This is a genomic window from Mycobacterium sp. NPDC050853 (assembly GCF_040653875.1).
Lineage (GTDB): Bacteria > Actinomycetota > Actinomycetes > Mycobacteriales > Mycobacteriaceae > Mycobacterium.
The window spans coordinates 37,808-51,467 of sequence record NZ_JBFAGW010000009.1; the positions used below are offsets into that span (position 1 = coordinate 37,808).

At 62.3% G+C, this 13,660-nt stretch carries 12 protein-coding genes; 5 read left to right on the forward strand and 7 right to left on the reverse strand.

The annotated features are described in order from the left end of the window. Positions 1-79 precede the first annotated feature (79 nt). A complete protein-coding gene (locus AB0H22_RS22530; RefSeq protein ID WP_180750226.1) occupies positions 80-532 on the reverse strand; it encodes a TIGR03618 family F420-dependent PPOX class oxidoreductase in 453 nt (150 codons plus the stop codon). 103 nt (positions 533-635) lie between these two features. Further along, on the reverse strand, positions 636-1,547 hold the full coding sequence (locus AB0H22_RS22535; RefSeq protein WP_358149141.1) for a hypothetical protein: 912 nt from the start codon (positions 1,545-1,547) through the stop codon (positions 636-638). On the opposite strand from AB0H22_RS22535, the gene AB0H22_RS22540 reads away from it, so the two are divergent. Further along, positions 1,531-1,824 (forward strand): hypothetical protein, encoded by a 294-nt coding sequence (locus AB0H22_RS22540; protein ID WP_358149409.1) that lies wholly within the window; start codon positions 1,531-1,533, stop codon positions 1,822-1,824. The two genes, AB0H22_RS22535 and AB0H22_RS22540, sit on opposite strands and share 17 nt — an antisense overlap. A gap of 145 nt (positions 1,825-1,969) precedes the next feature. Next, the gene (locus AB0H22_RS22545) at positions 1,970-2,581 is read left to right on the forward strand and encodes an FKBP-type peptidyl-prolyl cis-trans isomerase (RefSeq protein ID WP_358149144.1); all 612 of its coding nucleotides are present in this window, start codon (positions 1,970-1,972) and stop codon (positions 2,579-2,581) included. 9 nt (positions 2,582-2,590) lie between these two features. On the opposite strand, the gene AB0H22_RS22550 is transcribed toward AB0H22_RS22545, so the two are convergent. From AB0H22_RS22550 to AB0H22_RS22570, 5 genes are all read right to left on the reverse strand, one after another. Next, positions 2,591-3,403, reverse strand: coding sequence for an SDR family oxidoreductase (locus AB0H22_RS22550; protein WP_358149146.1), 813 nt, complete (start codon positions 3,401-3,403; stop codon positions 2,591-2,593). Next, the gene (locus AB0H22_RS22555; protein ID WP_180750222.1) at positions 3,400-3,864 is read right to left on the reverse strand and encodes an SRPBCC family protein; all 465 of its coding nucleotides are present in this window, start codon (positions 3,862-3,864) and stop codon (positions 3,400-3,402) included. Before AB0H22_RS22555 ends, AB0H22_RS22550 begins: the two co-directional genes overlap by 4 nt. A gap of 63 nt (positions 3,865-3,927) precedes the next feature. Further along, positions 3,928-4,308 (reverse strand): nuclear transport factor 2 family protein, encoded by a 381-nt coding sequence (locus AB0H22_RS22560; protein ID WP_180750221.1) that lies wholly within the window; start codon positions 4,306-4,308, stop codon positions 3,928-3,930. A 28-nt stretch (positions 4,309-4,336) separates the two neighbouring features. Then, on the reverse strand, positions 4,337-8,464 hold the full coding sequence (locus AB0H22_RS22565) for a bifunctional nitrate reductase/sulfite reductase flavoprotein subunit alpha (RefSeq protein WP_358149149.1): 4,128 nt from the start codon (positions 8,462-8,464) through the stop codon (positions 4,337-4,339). 142 nt (positions 8,465-8,606) lie between these two features. Continuing rightward, entirely contained in the window at positions 8,607-9,692 is a 1,086-nt protein-coding gene (locus AB0H22_RS22570) for a glycosyltransferase family 4 protein (protein WP_358149152.1), read from the reverse strand. A 363-nt stretch (positions 9,693-10,055) separates the two neighbouring features. On the opposite strand from AB0H22_RS22570, the gene AB0H22_RS22575 reads away from it, so the two are divergent. The 3 genes from AB0H22_RS22575 to AB0H22_RS22585 are packed head-to-tail and all read left to right on the forward strand — an operon-like array spanning position 10,056 to position 13,644. Continuing rightward, positions 10,056-11,153, forward strand: a complete 1,098-nt coding sequence (locus tag AB0H22_RS22575) for a glycosyltransferase (RefSeq protein ID WP_358149154.1) — start codon at positions 10,056-10,058, stop codon at positions 11,151-11,153. After that, entirely contained in the window at positions 11,150-12,160 is a 1,011-nt protein-coding gene (locus AB0H22_RS22580) for a glycosyltransferase (protein WP_180750218.1), read from the forward strand. The genes AB0H22_RS22575 and AB0H22_RS22580 overlap by 4 nt, the downstream gene beginning before the upstream one ends. Beyond that, entirely contained in the window at positions 12,157-13,644 is a 1,488-nt protein-coding gene (locus AB0H22_RS22585) for a glycoside hydrolase family 130 protein (protein ID WP_358149156.1), read from the forward strand. Before AB0H22_RS22580 ends, AB0H22_RS22585 begins: the two co-directional genes overlap by 4 nt. Positions 13,645-13,660: the final 16 nt, after the last annotated feature.

Genomic DNA, 13,660 nt, shown 5'->3' on the forward strand with positions numbered 1-13,660 from the left:
TAGCACCCGAATCGCAGATACACACTGGTCAGAGGCATCTTCTTCTTCGATGAGCGCGTCAACGCTCTTCTTGTCTGGGCTAACCAGTCGTAGGGTTGGAATAGAAGCGGTGAGGCGCGACGAGTACGGCGGCCCGTCGTTCCTCGGCCATGACGCGGTCGTAGGTATCCCAGTCTTCATGCGTCCCGCCTGCGGCTTGAAAGATGCTGCGTAGCAATAGCCGTAGGGTCTCGCTGTCCACACCGGCATGCGGGTCGTCCGGGCCGATAATCTCGGCGGTTCCCTCGACGGTCGCCCACTGCCATCCGGCCTGGGCGACGATGGTAATTCGAGGATCTGCGCGCAGATTGCTCAGCTTTCGGGTGCCGCCGGCGGCGACCAGCGCAACGACCGGATCGGCGGTTCGTGGGTGTGGCATGACGCCTGCATTGACCACAGACGATTGGACACTGCCATCGCCTCGGATCGTGTTCACCACGCAGAGCCCGTGATCGCGGTCCAGCAGTTCGGTGAACCGGGAAAAGTCGGTCACGATCGAAACTCCTTTCACTACTCCCCTACGAGTAGTCACCCATCCAACCTTAGAGATTTCCACTGGCAGGCATCGTGGCGGAGGTCCGTTCCGGTGCACGGGTCTACTTCTCGGTGGGTCCCACCGGTTCAGCGAGCCCGCTCTCCGTCGCCGCGGACTGTGTGTGCTCGACGGCGCCGAACGCGGCGACGGCCACTGCTGAGACGACCGCGACGAGGAATGCCAAGGCAACCAGCCAGCCCAGCCCAGGGCGTGCAGTGTCACCCAGTAGCACGACCCCGGCGACACCAGGCACTACCGTCTCGCCGACAACCAACGCCGCCGCGGCACCGGTGACCGAACCAACCTGCAGCGCAACGGTGAACAGGTAGAAGCCGCCCACTCCCGCGATGATCACGGCGTAGGCCGCGGGATCGGCGAGCAGCACCTTGATACGCACCGGATCAATCCCGTCCACCACCCGCACGGCGACAGACATTGCCCCGTACAGAATGCCTGCCGACAACCCGGCCGGGATCGCGGCACGGGTCCCGAGCAAGCGAATAAGACCGATGCCGATGACCAGCACAGCCACCGACGTCAGCAGCACGCCCCAGTGAACGGCCGACACCGCGGCGTCCGCGCCGCGATGGCCTGCGGTTACGCCCAGCACACACAACGACAGCAGGACGGCGGAGATCGCCAGCCAGTCCCGTTGGTGCAGCCTCACGCCCAGCACCGCTATGCCGAGCACCGCGGTGACCACCAGGTTGGCACTCATGATCGTCTGCGAGAGAAACAGCGGAATCAACCGCGCCGAAACCAGGGTGCCCGCGAACCCGACGACATCGAGAGCCATACCGGCAATGAACGCGGGAGTCAGCATGGCGGCGACGGTCGACCTCAGCGTCGGGCCGCCGTTTCCCGGCGGTCCGTGAGCCTCCGCTGCGGATTTACGCGCACCGTAGCCCTGTAGCACCGACGCGGTCCCGTACCCGGCGCACGCGAGCAGCGCCGCCATGATGCCGATCAGCATGGGACTGACGCGTCATGGAGGTCGGGTGTCGGCATTGCTCGATTGTATTTACCGAGTCCAGGCGGCACCGCCCCGGGAAGTGCAACCGCTCCCCGTCAGTGACTACAAAAGAACCGATTCAACAACCAAACCGAGGACTGCGACGACTGCTGTCGCTGCGCCACAGGCCATCACCGACTCAATGATCATGCGGTTGTCGCTGATTATCTTCTCCCCGCTGCTGACCTTCTTCTCCGCGGCTGACCCGATCCTCTTCCCGCAGGACAACTTCCGATGATTGCAGGCGGGGCATGTGTTGGACATGATGCAAGACTGCCGATGAGGCACTGAGACCTCGCTGAGAACAGCATGTCCAGTCCGAGCCCGGGCGGCGAGCAAGGTTACTGCGGCCGCGTGTATGACGCGGCTGTAGCGTGGCGACCGTGAACTCCTCGCGCGTGTCCTATTCCGCAGTGCTCCTCGCCTGTGCGGCGCCATTCGTCATGACGCTCGCCGCCTGCGGCTCCGATACGAAGACTCCCTCGGCAAGCTCGCCCTCCGGCGCGGAGGTGGCCACGTCCTCCCCCACCGCCGCCAACGGGTGTCCGACGGCAGCGCCGGCGAATGGTGCGGTTGACTGGACGCTGCCCGGGGCAACCGGCAGTGTCGCGGTCACCGGATCGACGGATAGCACGGCGCCGCAGGTCAAGGTGGAGGCACCGTTCAGCGTGACCACCACCCAGGTGCACACACTGAAGGCCGGCGACGGACCGGTCATCGCAGACACCGCAACGGTTTCCGTCTGCTACATGGGCGTCGACGGGCGTGACGGGACAGTGTTCGACAGCAGCTATGAGCGGGGCACTCCGGCCGAGTTTCCGCTCGACGGCGTCGTGCCCGGTTTCCAGAAGGCCATCGCCGGACAGAAGGTCGGGTCCACCGTCGCCGTCGCAATGGCCTCCGCCGACGGCTACCCGAACGGTCAGCCCAGCGCCGGAATCCAAAAGGGTGACACGCTCATCTTCGCGATCAAGATCCTCAGCGCCTCGAGCTGAGCGCGGTATTCAGCGGCGCAGCGCGGGGTGTTGCCGAGCGAGGATGGGCACTAGCAAGCGGTTGGGCACAAACCGCGAGAGAAGCGCTGCGGCTCGGTTAGCCACACCGGGGATCACAATCATCTGACCCTTATCGAGACCCTCGACCCCGGCGCGTGCCACGTCCTTGACGTCGACCCACATGACCGGAGGCAAGGCGGCCTCGGCGTCCTCCTTGGAGAAACCGGCGGCTTCTCCGAATCCTGTGTGGACGGGTCCCGGGCATAGCACCGTCGCGGTGACACCGGTCCCGTGTAACTCGCCGTACAGGCTCTGGGTGTACGAGAGTACGAATGCCTTGCATGCGCCGTAGCCTGCCTGCCCGGGCAGAGGCTGGAACGCACCGGTTGAGGCGACGTTGAGGATTGCACCGCGATGCCGCTCGACCATGCCCGGCACGAACCGGCTGCACAGATCGGCGACCGCAACGGCATCGACCTCGATCATGTTCATCTCGGCATCGGGGTCGGACGCCGCGATGGCGCCAAGCGTCGATAACCCTGCGTTGTTGACCAGGATGTCAGGTGTCACACCGAGATTCACGATACGACCGTGCAGTGCCGCCCTCGCATTGCGATCGGCGAGGTCGGTCGGCAGCACTTCTGCTTGGCCGCCCGATGCGGAAATCTCTGAGGCAAGCTCCTGTAGTTTCTCGGCACGCCGAGCCACCAATGTCACGTGATGACCGCGAGAGGCGAGTTCACGCGCGATCGCCGAACCAATTCCCGACGACGCGCCGGTGACCACGGCCGTGCGGCCAGCTACGGGTTCAGGCAAGCTCATCGATCCGCCACCAGCTTTTCAATACCGGCCAAGGTTGCCTCCATGTTGAGACGTGCCTGAGCCCCCAGTCCGCTAATCAGCGGGCGGGTAAGCGGGGATTCCCTTGATATATCCCAGCTCTCGCGCACCAATGTGCCGCCGTCGACGGGCTCGAGTTCATACCGCCACACCCGGCCCGCAACGTACTTGCCGAGCGCTGTCGGCCCGCGCGTCTGCCAAGCAATCCTGCGGTCCTTCTCATATTCGACCACCGTGCTCGTCATGCGATAGGGCAGGCCGGCCTTCATCGACATGCTGAATGTGCTGCCGAGGACGAGGGGGCCGGTGTCGGCTCGGGCCGCACGGACCGCACCGGAACCATCGAATTCGCGATGCCGATTGGGGTCTGTAAGCAAAGCAAATATCGGCCCAGGGGCGGCCGCGATCATCCGCTCGACCGTTTCCACCTGGGATGACTTCATGCACTGAAGGGTACAGACCAGCAGGCGTGTTTGAGGCGATGCGCTGTGCGCTGGCTCCACCTCTCAGTACATTCGCTCGACCCACTGAGCGCGAGATGCCCCGGGCTCGAATGTCTCGGCGAAGTACTGAGTCTCGCGGACCACTTCCCCGCTCTCGAACTCCATGACGCTCACCACGTAGAACGGTTGCTCGTCGTAGGTCAGGACAAGTTCGCTGATCCACAGAGCGCCTGCGCCTACTATCCGCCGCACTGTGAAGCGCTTTTTGTTTGGTTGAGCGACTCGTGACGCCTGAATGTTGAGCAAGCCGCGGATGCGCTCGCCGGACTGCGGATACTCGAGCACCGCATCAGCTCGGTAGATCTGGTGTTCCCCCGCAAAGTCATCGGCATCCGCAGCCGCCCAATGGTGCTGCAGTGCGGAGCGCACGCTGTCGTCGTCCACGCTAGAACACTAGCGCCGCTGGCAACTTTCAGTAGACGTCGCGGAGGTAGCGCTTGTTGGCGACGAGTTCGCGTTTGTAATCACGGGCGTGCTCAGGTGAGAGCCGACCGTGGGTTTCGATGATTGTGGTCAGTGCGGTGTCGACATCTTTGGCCATTTTGCTTGCGTCACCGCAGACATACAGATGAGCACCGTCCTGTAGCCAAGCCCATACCTCTGCGCCACGGTCGATCATCTTGTGCTGTACGTAGATCCGCTTCTTCTGATCGCGGGAGAAGGCGAGCTCAAGCTTGGTGAGGAATTTGTCGGTGACCATGTCGGTGAGGTCGTCACGGTAGTAGAAATGTTGCGCGGCATGCTGATCGCCGAAGAACAGCCAGTTGGGGCCGGTGTGGCCGAGTGCGCGACGTTCATGCAGGAATCCGCGAAATGGTGCGATACCGGTGCCGGGACCGATCATGATCATCGGCGTACGCGAGTCTTCTGGCGGTCGGAAATGAGGAGATTTTTGCAGGAAGACCGGCGTGGGTGACTCACCCGCTCGGTCGGCGAGGAATGTTGAGCACACGCCGCCACGTTCTGCCCCGTTCGCCCCTCGGTAGCGCACCACCGAAACTGTCAGTTGCACTTCATCTGGGCTGGTCAGCGGGCTGGAGGATATCGAATAGGAACGTGGGGTCAGGCGAACCAGGACTTCTTGCCACTGTTGGGCGTCGGCCCGGACGGGGAAGTCGTGCACTACGTCGACTCCGTTGCGCCCGAATGCCCAGGTACTCAGGTCGGCGCGCGCGGCGCGCAGAGCCTTGGCGGCTGCGGTGTCCTGGGTTGTGTCGGCTAGGAAGCTCAGAAGATTCGGGGTGATACGGCCGATGTCGTAGGCCGTGGTCAACGCCTGGCGAAATGTCTGTTCGGTGCCGTCGACCTCGACGACCTCCTCTGCGTCTAGGCCGGTCGCGGCAAGCCATGCGTCAACGGCCTCGGCGTTGTTGGTCGGATAGACCCCGAGCGCGTCGCCTACACCGTAGGTCACGCCGTGTCCGGAGATATCGAAACCGAAGTGGCGCACTTCTTTTGTTGAGGATTGAGGTGTCAGGACCATGTTGCGGCATAGCCGCGCCGTGACGGGGTTCGCGCGCGTAAACGTCTCGGTGGTCACGGCGGGTGCACTGGACGGTGAAGTGGGAGCGACCGTCTCTGTCATTGGGGCAACGGCTTGTGGGTTGGGCTGGCCGGTGTTGGATTCCTGTGCCTTGATCAGAGTGGTGACCTGTCGCGCCCAATGCGCTAGCGGCTCGTCGTCGTAGATCTCACAGTCCAGTCGATCCATCAGGCGGCTGGCGCCGAGTGCTGCCATTCGTTCGTCGATGGACTTGGCGTGGCCGCAGAAGTTGTCGTAGGCGCGGTCCCCAATCCCCAGTACGGCGAAGCGCGTTCCGTGCAACGCCGGTGCCTGCGGTCCGTGGAGTCGTTCCCAGAAGTCCGCACCGTTATCTGGCGGGCCGCCGTCGCCGAAGGTACTGGTTACCACCAGCACATCACGAACCGTGGCTAGATCATCTAGCGTGCATTGGTCCATGCTGACGATTTTCGCAGGGGTCCCGGAGGTATCGAACTGTGCGGCAAGCTTACCCGCGAATTCCTCGGCATTGCCGGTCTGTGATGCCCACAGCACCAGGGGCGTAGGTGCAACAGCGGAAGCCACTGCGGGGACCGTCGGCGCGATGGTGGCTCCATCGGAACGGGAGTACATCCCTGCCAGTGCTCCGTCGATCCACAGCCGAACCTGGGCACTCAGCGGTGCCGCTGGTGGCAGAACTGGGACACCTTCGGCACCACTGGCGACAGTTGCGAAAAAGCCTGTGAGATAAAGCCGCTCATCGCCGGAAAGTGATGGCGCTGGCTGTGGTGTCAGGCCGATCGCCTCGGCGACAGGGTGCATAGCTGGTGCCTCCGTCCGAATAGGTACATGGACAGTCTTGGTGGGACGCATACTCACCGCGCACACCTTCAGCTCAGGCTGCAACGAATCGGGGTCAACGGCATCGCTGGTGAGGGCATTGATGGCTAGGTATTCGCCGTGCTCGTCGTTCCAATGGAACGGCACAAAGCAGTTCCCGGGTCGCACACGATCGGTGACGACAGCGGGCAGCACCGCCCTACCCCGTCGTGACTGCAATTCGATCGGCTGGCCGTCGGCGATTCCTAGTTCGGCGGCATCGTCTGGATGCACTTCAACGAATGGGTCACTGTTGAGTTTGTTGAGCTTGGCAACTTGTCCAGTCTTGGTCATCGTGTGCCATTGGTGTTGCAGGCGGCCGGTATTCAGGATGAACGGGTAGTCATCGTCGGGCAGTTCGCGAGCATCCATGTGCGGGCGGGGGTGAAAGACCGCACGGCGCGACGGGGTCGCGAAGGCGAGCCGCGGTTGCTGTCCGCTCTCGTCGACAAAAAGGTTCTGGCTGATGCCGTCGTTGAGGTAGCGGATCGGGTGTCGATCATCGGTGTCGTCCGGAGGGCAGGGCCACTGCAATGGGGTCTGGCGTAACCGCGCGTAGCTCGCGCCGCGAAGGTCGTAGCCGGTCTTGGGATTCCAGAATTGCTTGATCTCATCGAACACCTCTTCACTGGAGGCATACGTGAAGTGCTCCCCGAACCCCATCGCGGCGGCCACCTGGCAGATCAGCTGCCAATCTGGCCGTGCCTCGCCGATCGGCTCGACGGACTGCTGGAGCAAGGTGAGATTGCGTTCGGAGTTGATCATCACCGCATCGGCTTCAGCCCACAAAGCAGCGGGCAGCACAATATCCGCATACCGATTCGTCGCCGTGGCTTCGTAGGTGTCCTGTGTGATGACAAGCTCGGCAGTCTCTAGCCCGGTGATGGTGTTTCCGCGATTTGGCACTGTCGCAACAGGATTAGTGCAGATGATCCAGCAGGCCTTGATCTCCCCTGCCGCCATGCGCTCGAACATCGCGACGGTGCCCGGACCCACGTCGGTTCGGATGGATCCTGGAGCCAGCTCCCACATCTCTTCCACGAACGCCCGGTCATCGGCGCTGACCACTGACCTTTGCCCGGGCAGGCCCGGTCCCATGTAACCCATCTCGCGGCCGCCCATCGCGTTGGGCTGACCCGTCAGCGACATGGGTCCACTGCCCGGCCGGCAGATCGCGCCGGTCGCCAAATGCAGATTGCAGATCGCGTTGGTGTTCCAGGTACCGTGCGTGCTCTGGTTCAGGCCCATCGTCCAGCAGGTCATCCACTCGCCGGCCTCGCCAATCATCTTGGCCGCGGCACGGATATCGGATTCGGGGATGCCGGTGATCTCGGCCACTGCGTCAGGTGGATAGTCCGCCAGAAATTCCGGCATCGCCGCCCAGCCCTCGGTGTGCTCGGCGATGAACTCCTCATCGATTGCACCGGACTCCACCAGCAGATGCAGCAGCCCGTTCAAGAGCGCCAGATCGGTACCAGGATTGATCTGCAAGAACAGATCCGCCTTGTCGGCGGTCGCAGTACGGCGTGGATCGACGACAATCAGCTTCGCGCCAGCCTTCAACCGATCGGCCATCCGCAAAAACAGGATCGGATGACAATCGGCCATGTTCGCGCCGATGACGAAAAACACATCAGCACAATCGAAATCGGTGTACGAGCCAGGAGGTCCATCGGACCCCAGCGACTGCTTATAGCCCGTCCCGGCGCTGGCCATGCAGAGCCGCGAGTTCGACTCGATATGCATCGTGCGAACAAATCCCTTGGCCAGCTTGTTCGCCAGATACTGCGCTTCGATCGACATCTGGCCCGACACATACAAGGCAATCGAATCGGGCCCGTGCTCGTCGAGAATCGCCCGCAACCTCTGACCCGCCTCGGTCACCGCAGCATCCACCGGCGTCGTTACGAACTCCGCACCGCGCGAAGGACGAACCAAAGCGCTCGTCATGCGTCCGTCGACGGCATCCATCAGTTCGGCGTGGGTGGCGCCCTTCGTGCACAACCGACCGAAGTTCGTCGGATGAAGCTTGTCCCCCGACACCCGAGCGATCACCGTGCCCGAGGGACCCGGCTTCGTGTGAACCTCGATGCCACAGCCGACACCGCAGTACGAGCACGCTGTCCGCGTGGAATTACCCGTGTCGCTTGGGCCGGCCATGCCATAACAGTCGTCAGCAAGTGTTTCCAGGGGGTTTCGGGCGATGTTAGGGCGAGGAAAACTCCCCTCACAATGCCTTCGAGGTGAATGTCAGCACTGGGATTGGCCCGTTGCAACCGTCTCCCAGCTGGTACCTGCCGACCTAGGAACGCCGCTGACAAATCCTTTCGAAGAGCGCCAGATACTCCTCGACACATCGGTCTGCGGTGAAACGCTCGTTCACATCGGCCCTGCATGCTCGGCGGTCCAGCTTGTCGACATCCGCTACTGCCGTGACGGCACTCTCGATATCGGAAACAAGAAATCCTGTTGAGCCGTGCCGGACAAGCTCCGGCATCGACCCCAACGATGTCGCGATAACGGGAGTGCCCGTTGCGAGGGATTCGACAACCGATAGCCCGAACGGTTCGGAGAAACTGATCAGGTGAAGCAGCGCTCGCGCACCACCCAATAGTTCATCACGTCTCGCGGGTCCCACCGGACCGACATATGTCACCTCGGTGCCGGTGATATGCGGTTCAACGGCGGCACGAAAATATTCCTCGTCCTGGATGATTCCCGCGATAATAAGCGGGAGGCCCGCGCGTTTTGCCACCTCGATCGCTACATGTGTTCCCTTTTCGGGATGAATCCTGCCGAGAAATAGTAGATATTTTCCTCCAGCAGGTTTGAACGTAAAACTTGACAAGTCTACGCCGTGATAAATCGTCGACTCATAATGTAGATCCGGATGTCTGTTCGCATTACTGATCGCTACATAGTGCGCAATATCGTCGAAGGCTTGATAGACCGGCACGATTTTTGGCGATGAAAAGCCGTGAATTGTCGTGACCACTGGGACGGACACCAGGCGGCTGTAGGTCAGCGGCATGAAATCGAAGTGATTGGCCAGTATGTCGAACTCGCCGGCATGCTCGAAGACGATCGAATTATGCAGTGCCTCAGCGACTTTTGCATCAACTCCGGCGGATTCCTCATACCCAGATGGCACCGTGCCGACCAGTCGCGCCGATGTCGCTGAGTCCGCGGTGGCGAACAAAGTGACTTCGTGCCCATGGGCCACAAACCCCTCGGTCAGTGTCGACGCAATTTGTTCCCAGGGCCCGTAGTTCAGCGGCGGTAAACGGTGAGCCACGGACGCGATGACGCCAATTTTCACCAGATCCTCGATTTCCGGCGCGATCTTGTCGACAGGGATTATTTTCGACAGGTTGGGTGCCAAATTCACGGTATCAGGGAAAGCGACTCGGTGATGAGTTCGGTTTAGTTCCGGGTTCTACAGTCTCTCTGCCAGCGCATTTCTCGAAAAAATGCTACGCTGACGTCTGTTGCTCACTCTGTGGAGCAACAATTTCTGATCTACCCCAATTTATGGTGGTCGGTCTGCCCGCGTGAAGCCTGGGCGGATTCTCAAGCGCTTCAGCGCGGCACGGACAGCCAATTGAGTGGCGGCAAGCGGTGGCGCGATTCGTGCTGTCCGCAGCAGGAAGGCCGGCACATGTCAGTTCTGTCCTACGGAGTTTTGAGTACTTATCCCCCTACTCAGTGCGGTTTGGCGACCTTCACCCGGTCACTGGTCGAGTCACTCGCTATGGACGATAGCGTCTCTGCGCCAGGTGATTTCGATCGTGCTCCGACCGAAAGGGCGCCTTCAGTCGGAGTTGTCGCGCTGGTCGATGCGGTCTTCGAGACACTCCCGCCCGGCGTCGTGCATCAATGGGTACGCAGCGCCAGGAACGGTGCCGCGGCCGCCGCGGTCGTGCTCAATCGCCACGACGTCGCGATTATCCAACATGAGTACGGGATATTCGGCGGCAGGGACGGGGCCGATGTATTGGAAACTGTTCGGGCACTGAGGGTTCCGACTATTTCCGTATTCCACACCGTGCTGGTCACCCCGACCGCACACCAGCGGACAATCCTGGAGAAGCTCGCGGATGCGACCACCGCGATCGTCACAATGACAAGCACGGCTCGCCAACGTCTCATAGATCACTACGCGGTTGACCCGGCGAAAATCCGGGTAATACCGCACGGCGCGGCCAACATCCGATCCCAGCCCGAAGACCAGCATCAGCCGATCCCGCGGACCCCGGTGATCTTGACCTGGGGGCTCCTTGGTGATGGCAAAGGTATTGAATGGGCCATCGATGCGATGGCCCTGATCGCCAACTTGCGACCGGCACCGCAGTACCAGGTAGTCGGCCAGACCCACCCCAGGGTCCTGGAGCGGCACGGCGAGTCCTACCGAAACCGTCTCATCGAGCGTGCCCACCGTCGCGGCGTCGCCAACGCGGTGCACTTCGATGCTCGTTACCTTGACCACGTAGAGCTACGCCGGTTGATTCGTCAGGCAGATGTTGTCCTGCTCCCCTATGACTCGCGCGAGCAGGTGACATCCGGCGTACTGATCGAAGCCGTCGCGGCGGGCAAGCCGGTGGTATCAACTGCCTTCCCACATGCACAGGAATTGCTGTCAACCGGCGCGGGTCTATTGGTCGATCGACAAGACCCCGCAGCGATAGCCTCCGCATTGCGCCGCGTACTCACTGAGCCACAACTCGCGGCCCGCATGAGCGCAGAGGCTAATCGCATTGCTCCCGAACTTTTTTGGCCTGCGGTCGGTCGAAAGTATCGCGAGCTGGCCACCGAAATACATGATGCCGATTCCGTCATGGTGTCGGCATGAGCACCATCGCCATCTCCTATGCGCACCTAGCCCGACTCAGCGATACGTGCGGCATTTTCGAGCACGCGAAGTTCACCGAGCCCCGCATTGATCACGGCTACTGCCTCGACGATGTGTCGCGTGCACTCATTGTCATAGGACGCGAGCCCGAGCCCTCGGAGCGACTGCGCGCACTCGCACGGACGTACCTAAGTTTCGTCGTGGGTGCGCAGAGCCCGGATGGGCGGTTCCGCAACCGACAAACGGTCGACCTTGTTTGGGAGGACGATCCGAGCCTCGCCGATCATTGGGGCCGTGCCATCTGGGCGCTGGGCTCGGTGACCAACCAGATCCCGGAGCTGGCAGAGGAAGCGTTGGTGCACTTTGATATCAGTGTCACGTGCCGCTCACCGTGGCCGAGGCCGATGGCTTTCGCGGCGCTGGGCGCGGCCGAAGTGTTGCGTACGCGCCCTCGCCACAAAGGCGCCCGGGCCCTGCTCGAGAGTGCCAGTGCGCTGATTGGGGCGCCGACCCGCCGATTCGACTGGCGGTGGCCACAGCCACGCCTGCACTACGCCAACGCGGCGCTGGCGGAAGCCTTACTGGCGGTGGGCACTGGGCTCGGCTTGGGGCGGACCCACGCTGACGGGCTCGCGATGTTGCGCTGGCTGCTCGCGATCGAGACCTCAGGGGACCATCTTTCGGTGACCCCGGTGGGCGGATGGGCGACCGGAGAACCGCGACCGGGATTCGATCAGCAGCCCATCGAGGTATCAAGCTTGGCCGACGCCTGTGCTCGTGCCTACGACGATACTAGCGACCGTCGGTGGTACGACGCCGTTATGCTTTGCGAGGCTTGGTTTCTCGGCGTCAACGACACCAATATCTCACTGTTGGACCCCGTCAGTGGGGGCGGCTGCGACGGACTCGAGCGATACGGCAGGAATGAGAACCAGGGCGCTGAGTCGACCTTGGCCCTGATTTCCACCCTCCAACAAGCTCGCCGCCTCCGGCAGTTGGGACGATGACGAGCCACGCCACGACCGCACTGGACGAATCGGTGCGACGTGGCTCGCAGGTCCTCTATCCCGATGCAAGCCGTGTGCTGACGAAGCTGTTCCTCCCCGGTCAAGAGATTCGGGCCCAAGGTATTTCACGCGCCGATGTCATCATCGACCGCGTGCTGCGCCTGACGCCGGAGGAAGCTCAGACAACCCTTGCCGACATCGTGAGTCGGTTCCGCGAGCGGCACCGCGAGCTCGACGCCACGTTTGCGGCGCATTTTGCTCTCGTCAAACATCGTCTCCCTCAGACAGCATCGCTGACGCACGAACGCCAGCAGCTGATCGGCGCCTGTTTCACCCAGGAATACGCCATTGAAGCTGCGGCACTGCTTAATCCTTCGATGGTCGCGCACCCCGACCAGTCAGGTCTGGAGGCCGACGAATGCCGCTTCATCATGAGCCTGCGCGCAATCGGCGAGGGACATGTTTCGAGCGTCGAGTTCCGAACCGGCGTGCTCGCGCCTAACGATTCAGTACGCATCGACGCACCCGGGCACTTCGCGGATGCCGGTCGGTACTCCCCTGCGGCGCTATCGCGCAACTTCCTGCATGCCGCACTCGCCGAGCGCGGCGACGCCGAGGCCGCCACACATGTACTCAGCCTGCTGCCAGAGGAGTTCGACTCGGCAGCCCTCGGGGAAGCGCTGGCCTCCGTCGGCCGTGATCGCCTCACCCGCGGTAGTACAGACGCCATCATCGAACACATCCGGTGGATTGCCTCCTGCAGCTACCGGCTGACGTTTCCGCCCGACCGCCCGGTATCCGAGCGAGTCATCTTTCCGACAAGCCCCGACGAGAGCCACGGAGTCGAAGATGCGCGCTTCACTCAATTCCGGGACGACGATGGCACCGTCAGCTACTACGCGACATATACGGCCTTCGACGGCTCCAAAGTCGGACCGAGGCTTCTGCATACCCGCGACTTCGTCACCTTCGACAGCACCCAACTAACCGGTCCTGCAGCCAAGGACAAAGGCATGGCACTATTCCCCCGCCGGGTACACGGCGCCTATCTCATGCTGTCCCGCTGGGATCGCGAAAGCATCAGCCTCGTCAGCTCACCGGATGCTTTGGTGTGGAGCGACCCGGTCACGATCTACAGTCCGAGCCGCCCGTGGGAGCTTATCCAGCTCGGCAATTGCGGGCCACCGATCGAAACAGCGGATGGCTGGTTGGTGCTGACTCACGGTGTTGGCCCGATGCGGACCTACGGGATTGGCGCGATTCTGCTCGATCTCGACGACCCGGCCACGGTCGTCGGCGCGTTGCGCGAACCATTGTTGGTGCCGAACGAAACCGAGCGCGACGGCTACGTGCCCAACGTCGTGTACTCCTGCGGCGCGCTGGTTCACCGAGACACTCTGGTGCTGCCCTACGGATGCAGCGACTCTGCGGTCCGGTTCGCCTTCGTCCATCTGCCCGCGTTGCTGGAGAGCCTCAGGGCGTGATCCTGGTGATGGCAGG

Coding starts and splice junctions, on each gene's coding strand:
- AB0H22_RS22540 (WP_358149409.1), top strand. CDS start 1,531: ATGATGCCGATCAGCATGGGACTGACGCGTCATGGAGGTCGGGTGTCG.
- AB0H22_RS22535 (WP_358149141.1), bottom strand. CDS start 1,547: ATGCTGATCGGCATCATGGCGGCGCTGCTCGCGTGCGCCGGGTACGGG.
- AB0H22_RS22550 (WP_358149146.1), bottom strand. CDS start 3,403: ATGAGCTTGCCTGAACCCGTAGCTGGCCGCACGGCCGTGGTCACCGGC.
- AB0H22_RS22555 (WP_180750222.1), bottom strand. CDS start 3,864: ATGAAGTCATCCCAGGTGGAAACGGTCGAGCGGATGATCGCGGCCGCC.
- AB0H22_RS22565 (WP_358149149.1), bottom strand. CDS start 8,464: ATGGCCGGCCCAAGCGACACGGGTAATTCCACGCGGACAGCGTGCTCG.
- AB0H22_RS22575 (WP_358149154.1), top strand. CDS start 10,056: ATGGACGATAGCGTCTCTGCGCCAGGTGATTTCGATCGTGCTCCGACC.
- AB0H22_RS22580 (WP_180750218.1), top strand. CDS start 11,150: ATGAGCACCATCGCCATCTCCTATGCGCACCTAGCCCGACTCAGCGAT.
- AB0H22_RS22585 (WP_358149156.1), top strand. CDS start 12,157: ATGACGAGCCACGCCACGACCGCACTGGACGAATCGGTGCGACGTGGC.